Consider the following 14993-nt stretch of genomic DNA (forward strand, 5'->3'; position numbering starts at 1 on the left):
CCGGAACCGACTTCACCACTCGGACGCCCACACTTGCGTACCGGGTGCGACACGGCGCTCTGCACTAGGGTGCGGGCATGGCACCGATGCGCGTCGACCTGCTCACCCGCGAGTACCCGCCGGAGGTGTACGGCGGCGCCGGGGTGCACGTGGAATACCTCGCCCGCGAGCTGCGCCGGCTCGCCGACGTGCGGGTGCACTGCTTCGGCGCGCCCCGCGACGAGCAAGGTGTCACCGCGTACGCCGAACCGGCCGCGCTGGCCGGCGCGAACGCCGCGCTGCGGGTCATGGGCGTCGACCTGGAGATGGCCGCCGGGACGACCGGCACCGACGTGGTGCACAGCCACACCTGGTACGCCAACCTGGCCGGGCACACCGCGAAGCTGCTGCACGGGGTGCCGCACGTGGTGACCGCGCACAGCCTGGAGCCGCTGCGACCGTGGAAGGCCGAGCAGCTCGGCGGCGGGTACGCGCTCTCCTCCTGGTGCGAGCGGACCGCCTTCGAGGCGGCCGACGCGATCATCGCGGTGAGCGCGGGCATGCGCCGGGACGTGCTGACCGCGTATCCGGCGGTGAACCCCGACCGGGTGCGCGTGGTCTACAACGGCATCGACACCGCGCAGTACGCCCCGGACCGCAACACCGACGTGCTCGACCGGCTCGGCATCGACCCGGGGCGGCCCAGCGTGGTCTACGTCGGGCGGATCACCCGGCAGAAGGGCCTGCCGTACCTGCTGCGCGCCGCCCGCGACCTGCCCGCCGACGTCCAGCTGGTGCTGCTGGCCGGCGCGCCGGACACCCCGGAGATCGCCGCCGAGGTGGAGGAGCTGGCCGCCGAGCTGCGGGCGAAGCGGTCGGGGGTGGTGTGGGTGGCGGCGATGCTGCCCAAGCCCGAGGTGATCCAGGTGCTCACCCACGCCACCGTGTTCGTCTGCCCGTCCGTCTACGAGCCGATGGGCATCGTCAACCTGGAGGCGATGGCCTGCGAGACCGCCGTCGTGGCGACCGCCACCGGCGGCATCCCCGAGGTGGTGGCCGACGGCGAGACCGGGCTGCTGGTGCCGGTCGAGCAGGCCGGTGACGGCTCCGGCACCCCGCTGGACGCGGAGCGTTTCGTCGCCGACCTGGCCGCGCGGATCAACGAGCTGCTGGCCGACCCGGACCGGATCGCGGCGTTCGGCGCGGCGGGGCGGCGGCGGGCGGTGGAACACTTCTCGTGGGACGCGATCGCCCGGCAGACGCTCGAGGTGTACCGCTCGGTGGGGGTGTAAGGAAGGGCACCCTGTTAACGCCTCCGGTAGAGGAAGGGCCCCTTCTTAACGGGTGGGGCCCGGGGCGTGTCCGTGCCCACCACGGCTCCGCCGTGGCCGGTACGATTCCGGCATGAGCGCAGAGGCGGTGGGCAGATCCATGCCGTCGACCGTGTCGCTCGACGACCTGACCGCGATGATGGCCGCGGACGAGCACCATCGATACGAGATCAGCCCTGAGGGAGCTCTCTCGATCATGCCGCCGCCGGGATACGCCCATGCGATCATCGCGACCCGGCTCATGATGTGGCTCGCCCAGGGCGGCGTACCGGCGGAACACGTCGCCCAGGCGGTCGGGCTGCGCATCCCGGGTCGGCACGGCGGGGTCGGTGGACGCATCCCCGACCTCGTGGTGTGGAGCAAGACGCAGGCCGACGGCGTGTGGCTGCCGCCCGCTGACGTGCTTCTCGTGGTCGAGATCGTCTCGCCCGGCTCGGAGGGCATCGACACCGTGACCAAGCGTGGCGAGTACGCCGCGGCGGACATCCCGCAGTACTGGGTCGTCGAGCAGGACGCGGCGCAGACCGTCACGATGCACCGCCTGGACGGCGCGGACTACCGGGTCCGGGCGACGATGCCGCTCGCCTGGGTCCTCAACACCACCCCGGTCGAGCACGACCTCGGCTGACGGCACGACGTCCGGTCGCGGGGGCGGCGGATACAGTCGCCGGATGCCGGATGCGATCTTCGCCCATCCTCGCCTCGCGCCGGTCTACGACGCGTTCGACGGCGACCGGGACGACCTGGCCGCGTACCTCGCGATCGCCGACGAGCTGGACGCACGCGTGGTGCTCGATCTCGGGTGCGGCACCGGGAGCCTGGCCCTCCTGCTCGCGCGGCACGGCCGTACCGTCGTGGGGGTCGACCCGGCCGGGGCGTCGCTTGATGTCGCCCGGACCAAGGACGGCGCGGACCGGGTCCGCTGGCTGCACGGCGACGCCACGACGCTGCCGCCGCTGCGCGCCGACCTGGCCACGATGACCGGGAACGTGGCGCAGGTCTTCGTCACCGACGACGACTGGGAGCGGACCCTGCGCGGCGTGCACGCCGCGCAGCGGCCCGCCGGGCGCCTCGTGTTCGAGACCCGCCGCCCCGAACGCCGCGCGTGGGAGGATTGGGCGGACACCGCGCCTGTCCTGCGGGACGTGCCGGGCGTCGGGCCGGTGGAGCAGCGCCTCCAGGTCACCGCGGTCGACCTGCCGCTGGTCTCGTTCCGGCACACGTACCGGTTCCTGCGCGACGGCACGGTCCTCACGTCGGACTCCACGCTGCGGTTCCGCGACCGCGACGAGATCGAGGCGAGCCTGACCGCCTCCGGTTACCGGTTGACAGACGTGCGCGAGGCCCCCGACCGCCCCGGCCGGGAGTTCGTGTTCATCGCCGAGCGGTCAACCTGAACGCCACCCGTTCGGTGGAACGGCATGGGTGCTTCAGCGGCACCGGGCCCGGCGCCCGTCGACGCGGGGCTTCTGAGGTGAAGTCGCCGAGCGCGAGACGATCTCGCGCAGTAGGTTGAGCGGGTGACTGGACGGTTCCCGATCGAAGACGTCTCCCCCGTCGTCTCCTGCGGTCGCTACCCGGCCAAAGCGGTGGTCGGCGAGGTCGTACCGGTGTCGGCGCGCGCCTACCGCGAGGGCCACGACGCGCTCGGCTGCAACGTGGTCTGGCTCGGCCCGGACGGCACGGCCCGGCCGTTCACCCGGATGCGCCCCGGCGAGCCCGGCCAGGACCGCTGGCACGCCACCATCCGCCCGGACGCGGTGGGCCTGTGGCGCTTCGCCGTCGAGGCGTTCCAGGACCCGTACCTGACCTGGCAGAACGCGGTCACCAAGAAGCTCGCCGCCGGCCAGGGCGCGGCCGAACTGGCGAACGACCTGGCCGAGGGCGTACGGGTGCTGACCGCCGCGCTCGACCTGGTGCCGAAGGCCGACAGTGACCGCGTACGCGAAGCCGCGCGGGCGCTGGCCGACGACGACCTGGAGCTGCCGCGGCGGGTGAGCGCGGCGCTGGACCTGGCCGACCTGCTGTGGGAGCACCCGGTGCGTGAGCTGGTCACCACCGGCGAGGAGCGCACGCTGTGGGTGGACCGGCCCCGGGCGCTCTTCTCCGCCTGGTACGAGTTCTTCCCCCGTTCCGAGGGCGCGACAGCGGCCACCGTCGACGCGCCCGCCCGGTCCGGCACGTTCGCGACCGCGACGCAGCGGCTGCCGGGTGTCGCGGCGATGGGTTTCGACGTGCTCTACCTGCCGCCGATCCACCCGATCGGCCGGGTCAACCGCAAGGGCCGCAACAACGCGCTCACCGCCGGGCCGGACGACGTGGGCTCGCCGTGGGCGATCGGCGCGGCCGAGGGCGGCCACGACGCCATCCACCCCGATCTGGGTACGCCGGAGGACTTCCGCGACTTCGTCGCGGCCGCCGCCGAGCAGGGGCTGGAGGTGGCGATGGACCTGGCGTTGCAGTGCGCGCCGGATCACCCGTGGGTCACCGAGCACCCGGAGTGGTTCACCACCCGGGCCGACGGCAGCATCGCGTACGCGGAGAACCCGCCCAAGAAATACCAGGACATCTATCCGCTGAACTTCGACAACGACCCCGACGGCATCCGGGCCGAGGTGCTGCGGGTGGTGCTGCACTGGGTCGGCGAGGGCGTGCGGATCTTCCGGGTCGACAACCCGCACACCAAGCCGTTCGACTTCTGGCACTGGCTGATCGCCGAGGTCAAGCAGGTCGACCCGGACGTGCTGTTCCTGGCCGAGGCGTTCACCCGGCCGGCGATCATGCACGGGCTCGGCAAGATCGGCTTCACCCAGTCGTACACCTATTTCACCTGGCGCACGACGGCGGCCGAGATGCGGGAGTACTGCGAGGAACTGGTCGCCTCGGTCGACTGGATGCGGCCGAACTTCTGGCCCAACACGCCTGACATCCTGCACTCGTCGCTGCAGCACGGCGGCCCGCCGATGTTCAAGATCCGGGCGGTGCTGGCGGCGCTGCTGTCCCCCTCCTGGGGCATGTACGCCGGGTTCGAGCTGTTCGAGCACGTGGCCCGGCCGGGCGCGGAGGAGTACCTGGACAACGAGAAGTACGAGCTGCGGCCCCGCGACTGGGACGCCGCGCTGGCGCAGGGCCGGTCGCTGGCGCCGTTCATCACCACGCTGAACCGGGTACGCCGGGACAACCCCGCCCTGCGGCAGCTGCGTAACCTGAGGTTCCACGACATCGACAACCCGGCGCTGCTGTGCTGGTCAAAGCACGACCCGGAGACCGGCAACTCGGTGATCGTGGTCTGCTCGTTCGACTCCCGCGAGGTGCAGTGGGGCAACACCACGCTCGACATGCCGGCGCTGGGCCTGGACTGGCACGAACGGTTCACCGTGCGCGACGAACTGACCGGCGCCGAGTACGACTGGGGGCAGCGCAACGCGGTACGCCTCGACCCGTACCTGCAACCGGCGCACGTGCTCACCGTGCGCCGCCCGGCCGCACCCGAGCCGGCGCAGCCGGCCGCACCGGCCCCGGCCGAACCGGAGCACCCGGCCGCGCCCGACCTCACAGTGGAAGACGTACCCGCCGACCTCTCCGGCGGCACCGCCCCGACCGCACCGGCCGACAAGGACGACGCCCGATGGACCAGCTGATCGCCGGCGAGGTACACGACCCGCACGCCGTGCTCGGCGCGCACCCGGCCGACGGGAGCACCACGATCCGGACGCTACGCCGGGGCGCCGGCGAGGTGACGGTGCTCGCCGACGGCGAACGGCACCCGATGAAGCGGGTGCACGACGCCGGTGTCTTCGAGGCGGTGCTACCCGGCGAGGTGCTGGACTACCGGGTCGAGGTGGACGGCACGACGCACGACGACCCGTACCGTTATCCGCCCACGCTCGGCGACCTCGACTTGCACCTGATCGGCGAGGGCCGGCACGAGCGGCTCTGGGCGGCGCTCGGCGCCCGCGTGTTCGACGAGGGCGTCGCGTTCACCGTCTGGGCGCCCAACGCCCGCGCGGTGCGGCTCGTCGGCGACGTCACCGGCTGGGCGCCGGACGACGGATGGCCGATGCGGTCGCTCGGGTCCAGCGGCGTGTGGGAGATCTTCGTGCCCGGCCTGCCGGTGGGCAGCCGCTACAAGTACCGCATCCTGGGCGCCGACGGCCGGTGGCGGGACAAGGCCGACCCGATGGCCGCGCGCACCGAGGTGCCGCCGGCCACCGCGTCGGTGGTGCACGAGTCACGGTACGAGTGGGGCGACGCGGACTGGCTCGCGCGCCGGTCCCGGCAGGCGCCGCACCAGGAGCCGATGAGCGTGTACGAGGTGCACCTGGGCTCCTGGCGGCCCGGCCTCGGCTACCGGGAGCTGGCCGAGCAGCTCACCGCGTACGTGCTGGAGATGGGCTTCACGCACGTGGAGTTCCTGCCGGTGATGGAGCACCCGTTCGGCGGCTCGTGGGGCTACCAGGTCACCGGCTACTACGCGCCGACCGCCCGGTTCGGCGACCCGGACGACTTCCGTCACCTGGTGGACCGGCTGCACGCCGCCGGCATCGGTGTGCTCCTGGACTGGGTGCCGGCGCACTTCCCGAAGGACGAGTGGGCGCTCGCGCGTTTCGACGGCACCCCGCTGTACGAGCACCCCGACCCGCGCCGGGGCGAGCACCCCGACTGGGGCACGTACGTCTTCGACTTCGGCCGCAACGAGGTCCGCAACTTCCTGGTCGCCAACGCGCTCTACTGGCTCGACGAGTTCCACATCGACGGGCTGCGCGTGGACGCGGTCGCCTCGATGCTCTACCTGGACTACTCCCGGTCCGACGGGCAGTGGGCGCCGAACGTGCACGGGGGCCGGGAAAACCTGGAGGCCATCGCGCTCCTCCAGGAGGTGAACGCCACCGTCTACCGGCACCACCCGGGCGTGCTGATGATCGCCGAGGAGTCCACCGCGTGGCCCGGCGTCACCAGGCCGACCTCCGAGGGCGGGCTCGGGTTCGGGTTCAAGTGGAACATGGGCTGGATGCACGACACCCTGCTCTACACCTCGAAGGACCCGATCTACCGGCAGCACCACCACCATCAGCTCACGTTCTCCCTGGCGTACGCGTGGAGCGAGAACTACGTGCTGCCGATCAGCCACGACGAGGTGGTGCACGGCAAGGGCTCCCTCGCCGGCAAGATGCCCGGCGACACGTGGCAGCGGCTGGCCACCGTACGGGCGCTGCTGGCGTACATGTGGGCGCACCCGGGCAAGCAGTTGCTCTTCATGGGCTGCGAGCTGGCCGACGACCGGGAGTGGAGCGAGGAACGCGGCCTCGACTGGTACCTCACCCACGACCCGGCGCGGGCGGGCGTGCAGCGGCTGGTGGCCGACCTGAACCGGGCCTACCGGGCCAGCCCGGCGCTCTGGGCGCAGGACACCGACCCGGCCGGGTTCCGCTGGATCGCCGGGGACGACGTCGCCAACAACACGGTGTCGTTCATCCGGATCGCCCCGGACGGGCAGACGCTGGTGTGCGTGGCGAACTTCTCCGCGACCCCGCTGGAGGACTACCGGATCGGCCTCCCGGCCGGCGGTACGTGGACCGAGGCGCTGAACACCGACGCCCACCACTACGGCGGGTCGGGTGTGGGCAACCTGGGCGAGGTGCACGCCGAGAACGTGCCGTGGCACGGCCTGCCCGCGTCGGTGGCGCTGCGCGTCCCCCCGCTGGGCGTCCTCTGGCTCTCACCGAAGGCGTGAAAAGGGCTGGGAGCGGTTCCCGGATGCACTATCGGGAGAGGGGGAACTGTCAGACCAGGTCGGCTTCGCGGAGGAGCTTCCAGAGACCGGCGCCGTCGGGGGCGCTCAGCCACTTCTGGCCGATCGGGCCCGACGACGACCGCCCGGCCGGCGCGGGCAGGCTACCGGCCAGCACCGACTGCGTCGGGGACAGCCGCCGGATCGCCACCCCCGCGACGTTGTCCGGGTGCGCGGCGGCGAACTCGCGGTAGATCTCCGGGTCGTGCTGCCCGTCGTCGCCGATCAGCAGCCACCGCACCTCGGGGAACTCCCGGGACAGCCGGGCCAGCGTGGCCCGCTTGTGTTCCCGGCCGCTGCGGAACCACCTGTCGGCGGTCGGCCCCCAGTCGGTGAGCAGCAGCGGCCCGGCCGGGTAGAGGTGCCGGGACAGGAACCGGGTGAGCGTCGGCGCGACGTTCCAGGCGCCGGTGGACAGGTAGAAGACCGGCGCGCCCGGGTGGGCGGTGGCCAGCCGCTCGTACAGCACCGCCATGCCCGGCACGGCGTTGCGGGCGTGCTCGTCCAGCACGAACGTGTTCCACGCGGCGAGCAGCGGCCGGGGCAGCGCGGTCACCATGACGGTGTCGTCGATGTCGGAGATGATGCCGAAGCGCACGGCCGGGTCCAGGACGCGGACCAGTGCCTCCACCGGCTCGGCGTCGGCGACGCTGAGGCGTACGCAGCCCCAGCCGGGGGCGAAGTCGGCCTCGATCACGGTGTCGACGAAGCCGCTGCGGTCGGCGGTCACCTCCTGGCGTACGCCGTCGGCCTCGATGGTCACGGTGACGTGCTTGGCGGGCAGCGTGGCGAAGCTGCGCCAGCCCCGCACCTTGTCCAGCCGGCCCCGCCGCCGCGTGTCAGGACGCCCGAGCAGCACCCGGCAGAGCACGCGCGCCCAGCCCGGGGCGCCGTAGCCCGCGTACGCGATGATGTTGGGCTGCCACCCGGTGCGCCGCAACCGGCGCTCCACCAGGCCGTGCACGGCGTCCTCGAAGCGCGCGGCGCGGTGCAGCTGCGGAATGGCCAACTGGTCAGGTGGTGTGGGCGGCACACGGCAACAGTGCCACAACCGCAGCGGCCGGGCCACGCGAGTGATCCACGCCGATCCGCCCCGGCGCCGGGCGCCGCCGTGACAGACTGCGGTCGGGACGACGACGGGGGCGTTGGTCGTGTCGACGACGAAGCGGGACCCGGCACGACGGCGACCGGACGCGCCGGCGCTGGTGGCGTTGCTGCTCGGCGTCGCGGGGGTCGGGTACCGGCTGGTGCTGACGCTGCTCACGGTGCCCGCGTCGAACAGCGACGAGGCCACGTTCGGCCTGGCCGCACTGCACATCGCCGCCGGTCGTGAGCGGCCGGTCTTCCTCTACGGCCAGCGCTACATGGGCGTGCTGGAGTCGTACCTCGCCGCGCCGCTGGTCGGCTGGGCCGGGCCGAGCTGGCCGGTGCTGCGGTTGCCGATGCTCGCGCTCTTCGCGGTCTTCCTGTGGCTGGCGTACCGGCTGACCCGCCGCCTGTTCACCCCCTGGCTGGCGGTCATCGTGGTGGGCCTGCTGGCGCTCGGCTCGGAGCGGGTGGTCCGCGACCAGCTCACGGTGGTCGGCGGCCGTCCGGAGGTCAAACCGGCCGTGCTGGCGATGCTGCTGATCGCGGTGGCCCTCGGCAGCCGGCGGGTCCGGCACCACTGGCCGGCCACCGGCGCGTTCGGGCTGCTCGCCGGGCTGGCGCTCTGGTCGGACTGGCTGATCGCGCCCTACCTGCTGGTGGCGGGCGTGGTGCTCGCCGTGGCCGTGCCGCGGGACCTGATCGGCTGGCCGGGTGTGCTGCTGGTGGCGGGTTTCCTGGCCGGGATCGCCCCGATGGTCAAGGACAACCTCGTCGCGCCGCCCGGGCAGGACTCGCTGTCGGTGTTCCGCGAGATCAGCACCAAGGAGGGGGTCGCGCCGTCGCTCACCGAACGGCTGCGCGGCGGACTGCTGGAGGGGGTGCCGCTGGCGTCGGGCCTGTGCCCGATGGACGGCTGCGCGCGCTGGGCGCAGTGGTTCGGCGTGCTCTACCCGCTGCTGCTGGTGGCCGCCGCCGGGCTCGGGCTGGTCGCGTACCGCCGGGCCGCCGACCACGCCGCGCGGGTCCGGGCCGTGGCGGTCCTCGCGCTGGTCGCGGGCGCGGCGCTGACACTTCTGGCGTACGTGCGCAGCCCGCTCGCCGCGACCGACCCGCTCGGCAACGCCCGCTACCTGTCGGTGCTCCAGATCTCGCTGCCGGCCGTGCTGTGGCCGCTCTGGCTGGCCGCCGCGCACGCGCTGCGGGGCACCGCCGGGTGGGCCGCCCGGCTCGGCGGCGCCACCGCGGCGGTGGTGCTGGCCGGGCTGACCGCCGCGACTGTCGCCGGGACCGTGGCGTTCCTGGCCGGGATGCCGGGCGTACGCGACGAGGAGCTGAGCGCCCGCCGCCTGGCCGAAACCGTGCGGGACGCCGGACTGCGCGAGGTGTACGGGGATTACTGGATCTGCAACCGGCTGATCTTCAACACCGGGGAGACGGTGGCCTGCGGTGTGCTCGACGGCGCGCTGACGCCGGGGCAGAACCGCTATCCGGCGTACTGGCAGCGGGTGGCGCGCGCGGAGCGGCCCGGGTACGTGGTGGCCGTCGGCTCCCCCGCCGAGCGAACCCTGCGGCGGCTGCTGGGCGACCGCGCCGACGCGGCGGTGGTGGCCGAGGTCGGCGGCAGTCGCGTGTACCACCCCGACCGTGCCGTGCGGCCGTGGCGCTGACCCCGGCCCGTACGCTGTGCCGGTGCTCATCCTGCTGCCTCCGTCGGAGGGGAAGGCCGAGGCCGGCACCGGCCGCCGGCTGGACCCGTCCCGGCTGTCCCTGACCGAGCTGAATCCGGCCCGGGAGGCGGTCCTGTCCGCGCTCGTCGACCTGTGCGCCGGGCCGGACGAGACGGCGGCCCGGACCGCGCTGGGCCTCACCGAGGGGCAGCGCGGCGAGCTGCGGCGCAACGCCCGGCTGCGGGAGGCGGCGACCGCCCCGGCCGGGCGGCTCTACACCGGGGTGCTCTACGAGGCGCTCGGCCTGGACACGCTGCCCCCGGACGCGCAGCGCGCGGCCCGCCGCCAGGTGCTGATCAGCTCCGGCCTGTGGGGCGCGGTACGCCTCGCCGACCGGATCCCGCCGTACCGCTGCCCGATCGGGGCGCGGCTGCCGGGGCTCGGGGCGCTGTCGGCGTACTGGCGGGCGGCGCTCGGCCCGGTGCTGGAGCCGGCCGCCGGGCGCGGCCCGGTGCTGGACCTGCGCTCCGGCGCGTACGCGGCCACCTGGACGCCGCGCGGCGCGCTCGCCGAACGCACGGTGACCGTGCGGGTGCTGCACGAGCGGATCGTGGACGGCACGGCGGACCGGTCGGTGGTGAGCCACTTCAACAAGGCGACGAAGGGCCGGATGGTGCGGGATCTGCTGCTCGCCGGTGCCCGGCCGCGTACCGCCGACGCGCTGGTGGGGGCGCTGCGGGAGCTGAAGTACACGGTCGAGGAGGCGCCCCGGGCGACCGGCCGGCCCCGGCAGGTCGACCTGGTGGTCACCGACCTCTGAGTCGCGGGCTTCGCGCAATTTTTGCTCAAGGCTCGGGCGCAGCGGTTCCCGGCCCGGCGCTCGGCGGCAACGGTAGAGGCACCCCGATCCTGACCGAGGAGCCGCGCCGATGCTCACCACGCTGCTCGACCACTCGCGCCCGTCGCCGCCGCCGCTGGACTGGCTGACCCTGACCGACGCCTTCGAGATCGCCTGCATGCTGCGCTGCACGCCGCCGCCGGCCGCCGACGCGCGCCGCGTCGGCTCCGGACCGCACCGGGGCGGGATCGCCGAGTTCAACCGCGAGGACGCGGCGCAGCGGATGCGGCAACTGCTGGGCCGCCTCGACGTGCCGGTGGAGCACGAGCTGACCACCGGTGGCCTGCGCCGCCGTTACGAGCTGCACCGGCTGTCGGTGCCGCCGCAGCATCGGGCGGCGTACGCGAATCTGCTGAGCGTGGGCTGGCGGCAGGGCCGCCGGGAACTGCTCGGCGGGCCGTTCCCGGGCGCGTCGTCGGCACGGCGGCTGTGGCGGCCCCGGCTGGCGGCGGCGGCCTGGCGGGCGGCGCTGCTGGCGGGCGGCCGGCACGTCCGCCGGCACTGCCTCGGCGTCCGGCTCGCCGACCGGGACCTGGCGGCGGTGCTGGTACGCGGTGCGGCGCTGCTGGACGTGCCGGCGGCGCTGCGGCCGGGTTCGGGCTGTTTCCTCGTGGTGGTGCCCAACGGCGAGTACCGGGAGCGGATCACCGAGAGCGCGGAGCTGGCCCCGGCGAGCTGACGCGCCCGGCCCGGGCCGGCGCGGCGGTCCCTGCACGGCGGTGTCCTGCCTGCACGGCGGTGTCCTGCACCGCGTGGGCTTGCGCCGCGGCGGGTGCACGGCGCAGAGTGCAGCCCGTGAGCCGACACTGGCCTGTGCGCACCGCCGCCCCGCTCGTGCTGGTGCTCCTGCTCGTCGCCGGGCTGTCCGGGTGCCGGGACGAGCCGTCCGAGCCGACCCGCATCCGCATCGCCACGGGCAGTCCGACCGCCGTCTACCACGCCTTCGGCCAGTCGCTCGCGGCGTTGCTCAACCGCGAGGTGCAAGGGGTACGGGCCGAGGTGGTGGTCACCGCCGCCTCGGCGCAGAACGTCCGGCTGGTCGGCGCCGGGGAGGCGGAGCTGGGCTTCACCCAGGCCGACGTGCTGCCGCTGCGCGAGCCCGAGCATCCGTCGGTGCTGGCGGTGGCCCGGGTGTACGACGACCTGCTGCACCTGGTCACCCGCGCGGGCGGGCCGATCCGCACGCTCGGTGACCTGCGCGGGCAGCGGGTGTCGGTAGGCGCCGACGGCTCCGGCACGGAGATCACCGCCACCCGTCTGCTGGCGGTGGCCCAGCTCGGCGGCGACCGGGTACGTCAGGAACACCTGGGACTGGACGAGTCGGTGGCGGCCCTGTGGGAGGGGCGGATCGACGCGTTCTTCTTCTCCGGCGGGCTGCCCGTGCGCGGCGTCGCCGAGCTGGCCCGGCGGACCTCGCTGCGGATCGTGGACCTGGGCGACTGGACCGAGCCGCTGCGCCGGGCGTACGGGCAGGTCTACGTGACCCGGGACGTGCCTCGCTCGGTGTACCGGGCCGACCCGGTCAGCACGGTGGCGAACCCGAACTACCTGATCGTCCGCGCCGACCTGCCCGCCGCGCTGGTGCGGGAGGTGACCCGGCTGCTGATGGACCGCAGGCAGGAGCTGGCCGCCGCGCATCCGGCGGCGGGCCGGATGAGTCCCCGGTCGGCGATCGTCACCACCCCACTGCCGCTGCATCCGGGCGCGGCGCAGTGGTATCGCGCCGCGAAGCCCTGACGCCGGGGTCAGCGCCGGATGGCCTCGTCGTCGTGCGCCGGGAACCACAGCTCGGCGACCAGGCCCCGGGGCTCACCCTGGCGCATGGTGAGCCGGCCGTCGGAGGCGTCCACGAGCACCGCCGCGATGGTCAGCCCGAGGCCCGCCCCGTCCACGTTCTGCACGTCCGGCGCCCGCCAGAAACGCTCGGTGGCCTGGTCGAGCTGACTCGCCGTCATGCCCGGGCCGGTGTCGCCGACGGTCAGCACCGTCCCGCCGCCGGCGGCGCGTACGGTCACCGTCACCTCTCCCCCGCTGCCGCTGAACTTCACCGCGTTGTCGATCAGGGCGTCGAGCGCCTGGTCGATGGCGGTCGGCACGGTCCGGGCGTGCACCGGCGCGTCCTCGGCGTCGAGGCGGAGCGTGATCTCACGGTGCCGGGCCAGCGGCAGCCAGGCAGTCACCCGGGACGCGGCGGCGGCGGTGGCGTCCACAGTCACCCGCTGGTTCTCCTCCCGCTCGGCACGGGCCAGGGTGAGCAGCGCGTCGAGCACCGTGGCGAGCCGGTCGGTCTCCTCCAGCGCCAGCCGGTGCTCGGCGCGCCCGTCCGGGTCGGTGAGGCTGGGACCGAGTTCCTCCACCCGCAGCCGCAGCGCGGTGAGCGGGTTGCGGAGCTGGTGGCTGGCGTGCGCGACGAAGGCGCGTTGCCGGTCCATCACGTCGGAGACCGCGTCGGCCATGTCGTTGAAGCTGGTCGCCAGCCGGCGCAGCTCGGGCGGGCCGAGCCGGGCGCGGACCCGCGCGGCGCGGCGGCCCTCGGCGATCTCGTGCGTCACCGCGTCCAGCTCGGTTACCGGGCGCAGCACCCAGCCGGCCAGCCCGAACGCGGTCGAGACGCAGGCCAGCACCGCCAGCAGGCCGATGCCGGCGAGCAGCAGCCACCACACGGTGACGGTGCGGCGCACCTCGTCCGCCGGGCTGGTCGTGACCACGGCGCCGAGCACCTCGCCGCCGTCGTTGATCGGCACGGCCGTCACCACCGGCCCGCCGACCCAGGGCCAGACCGATTCCGGGCCGCTGAACTGCTGTCCGGACAGCGCGGTGTCGAGCGCCGGGCCGGCGCCCGCGCCCGGCTCCCAGCCGGACGAGGCCACCACGGTACGGCGTTCCCGGTCCACCACCGCCGCGCCGATGCCGTAGAGCGCGTCGTAGGCGGCCAGTTCCCCGTCCAACGGGCCGGGACTGCCGCCCCGCAGCGCCGGCCCGGCCAGCGAGGCGAAGCGGGTGGCGTCGGCGAGGCGGTCGGCGCGTACCCGGTCGGTCTCCCGGGTCGCGAGCGTGGCCGCCAACGGGGTCTCCAGGGCGAGTAGGACCAGCACCATCAGCAGCAGATAGCTGATCACCAACCGGCGGCGCACGGGCCCCTCCTCAGGCGTCGCGGAGCCGGTAGCCGACCCCGCGCACGGTCTCCACGAGCGTCGGGTCGCCGAGCTTGCCGCGCAGCGACCCGACGTGCACCTCCACGGTGTGCCGGTCGGCCCAGGTGGTGCCCCACACGTCGAGCAGGATCCGCTCGCGCGGCACCGCCACCCCCGGCTGGCGGGCCAGGGACAACAGGATGTCGAACTCCTTGCGGGTGAGGGTGACGTCCCGGCCGGCCACGTTCACCGTCCGGCCGCCCACGTCGATGCGGACCACGCCGGCCTCGATCAGGTTGCGCTGCGGCGCGGTGTGCGCGGCCCGGCGCAGCACCGCCTCGATCCGCGCCTGCAACTCCACCATCGAGAACGGCTTGACCACGTAGTCGTCGGCGCCCAGCCGCAGCCCGAGCACCCGGTCGCGTTCCTCACCGCGCGCGGTGACCGCGATGATGCCGAGCCGGCTGCTGCGCCGGCGCAGCTCGCGGCACAGGTCGGTGCCGTCGCCGTCGGGCAGGCCCAGGTCGAGCAGCACCAGGTCGCAGGGGGCGGCGGAGAGCGCGGCGGCCACCGTCGCGGCGTGTTCCACCTGGTAGCCGCGCCGGGTCAGCGCGGACGACAACGCCGCGGCGACCCGGCGGTCGTCCTCGACCAGGAGGATGCGCACCCGTGCCTCCCCTCCGTTCGACGTTTTGCCCTGCGAATGGTGGCAGACGCGCCGCGCGGGCGCGAGGCCGCTCTAGGCTGCTGCCGTGATCTACAAGATTCTCGCCGACGACGAGTGGGCGCAGGCGCGGGCGGACGGGCGGTTCGCCGGCACCGCGATGGACCGGCAGGACGGCTTCGTCCACCTCTCCGCCGCCGGCCAGGTGGTGGAGACCGCGCGCAGGTTCTTCGCCGGGGTCACCGGCCTGACGGTGCTCGCCGTCGACGAGGACCGGCTCGGTGACGCGCTGCGCTGGGAGCCGTCCCGCGGCGGGGCGCTGTTCCCGCACCTGTACGCGGCCCTGCCGGTGGACGCGGTGGTCGCCGCGCATCCGCTCCCGGCCGACCGGCCCGCCGCCGAAGCGGTGGCCGAACTGCTCGGGTGAGCGCTCGTTATGC

13 protein-coding genes are annotated in these 14993 nt (G+C 74.1%); 10 read left to right on the forward strand and 3 right to left on the reverse strand.

Annotated elements, in window-relative coordinates:
- The first annotated feature begins 77 nt into the window (after positions 1-77).
- The 5 genes from glgA (at position 78) to glgB (ending at position 7044) form a co-directional block, all read left to right on the forward strand.
- Positions 78-1271 carry a glycogen synthase gene (glgA, locus tag GA0070215_RS10040; protein ID WP_091044405.1) on the forward strand — a complete coding sequence of 398 codons (1194 nt, stop codon included), beginning with the start codon at positions 78-80 and terminating at the stop codon, positions 1269-1271.
- A gap of 112 nt (positions 1272-1383) precedes the next feature.
- Positions 1384-1938, forward strand: coding sequence for a Uma2 family endonuclease (locus tag GA0070215_RS10045; RefSeq protein ID WP_244166936.1), 555 nt, complete (start codon positions 1384-1386; stop codon positions 1936-1938).
- A gap of 43 nt (positions 1939-1981) precedes the next feature.
- Positions 1982-2707 carry a class I SAM-dependent methyltransferase gene (locus GA0070215_RS10050; RefSeq protein ID WP_091044412.1) on the forward strand — a complete coding sequence of 242 codons (726 nt, stop codon included), beginning with the start codon at positions 1982-1984 and terminating at the stop codon, positions 2705-2707.
- A gap of 123 nt (positions 2708-2830) precedes the next feature.
- On the forward strand, positions 2831-4951 hold the full coding sequence (locus tag GA0070215_RS10055; protein ID WP_091044416.1) for an alpha-1,4-glucan--maltose-1-phosphate maltosyltransferase: 2121 nt from the start codon (positions 2831-2833) through the stop codon (positions 4949-4951).
- On the forward strand, positions 4939-7044 hold the full coding sequence (gene glgB / locus GA0070215_RS10060) for a 1,4-alpha-glucan branching protein GlgB (protein ID WP_091044419.1): 2106 nt from the start codon (positions 4939-4941) through the stop codon (positions 7042-7044). The genes GA0070215_RS10055 and glgB overlap by 13 nt, the downstream gene beginning before the upstream one ends.
- 49 nt (positions 7045-7093) lie before the next feature.
- On the opposite strand, the gene GA0070215_RS10065 is transcribed toward glgB, so the two are convergent.
- Entirely contained in the window at positions 7094-8170 is a 1077-nt protein-coding gene (locus tag GA0070215_RS10065; protein WP_091044422.1) for an App1 family protein, read from the reverse strand.
- 82 nt (positions 8171-8252) lie between these two features.
- On the opposite strand from GA0070215_RS10065, the gene GA0070215_RS10070 reads away from it, so the two are divergent.
- The 4 genes from GA0070215_RS10070 (at position 8253) to GA0070215_RS10085 (ending at position 12492) form a co-directional block, all read left to right on the forward strand.
- Positions 8253-9857, forward strand: a complete 1605-nt coding sequence (locus GA0070215_RS10070) for a hypothetical protein (protein WP_091044424.1) — start codon at positions 8253-8255, stop codon at positions 9855-9857.
- A 16-nt stretch (positions 9858-9873) separates the two neighbouring features.
- Positions 9874-10677 carry a peroxide stress protein YaaA gene (gene yaaA / locus GA0070215_RS10075; RefSeq protein ID WP_091044807.1) on the forward strand — a complete coding sequence of 268 codons (804 nt, stop codon included), beginning with the start codon at positions 9874-9876 and terminating at the stop codon, positions 10675-10677.
- Positions 10678-10786: 109 nt separating this feature from the next.
- Positions 10787-11434 carry a hypothetical protein gene (locus GA0070215_RS10080; protein ID WP_091044427.1) on the forward strand — a complete coding sequence of 216 codons (648 nt, stop codon included), beginning with the start codon at positions 10787-10789 and terminating at the stop codon, positions 11432-11434.
- 107 nt (positions 11435-11541) lie between these two features.
- Positions 11542-12492 carry a TAXI family TRAP transporter solute-binding subunit gene (locus tag GA0070215_RS10085; RefSeq protein WP_377468846.1) on the forward strand — a complete coding sequence of 317 codons (951 nt, stop codon included), beginning with the start codon at positions 11542-11544 and terminating at the stop codon, positions 12490-12492.
- Positions 12493-12500: 8 nt separating this feature from the next.
- Here GA0070215_RS10085 and GA0070215_RS10090 read toward each other — a convergent pair whose 3' ends face one another.
- Positions 12501-13889 (reverse strand): sensor histidine kinase, encoded by a 1389-nt coding sequence (locus GA0070215_RS10090; protein WP_018784884.1) that lies wholly within the window; start codon positions 13887-13889, stop codon positions 12501-12503.
- A gap of 10 nt (positions 13890-13899) precedes the next feature.
- Positions 13900-14556: a response regulator transcription factor gene (locus GA0070215_RS10095; protein WP_091044435.1), complete on the reverse strand. Its 657-nt coding sequence runs from the start codon at positions 14554-14556 to the stop codon at positions 13900-13902.
- Positions 14557-14641: 85 nt separating this feature from the next.
- Between GA0070215_RS10095 and GA0070215_RS10100 the strand changes: the two genes are divergently transcribed.
- Complete coding sequence (locus tag GA0070215_RS10100) at positions 14642-14980, forward strand: DUF952 domain-containing protein (protein WP_091044438.1); 339 nt, start codon at positions 14642-14644, stop codon at positions 14978-14980.
- Positions 14981-14993: the final 13 nt, after the last annotated feature.

This window comes from Micromonospora marina (assembly GCF_900091565.1).
GTDB classification, from domain to species: Bacteria; Actinomycetota; Actinomycetes; order Mycobacteriales; family Micromonosporaceae; genus Micromonospora; species Micromonospora marina.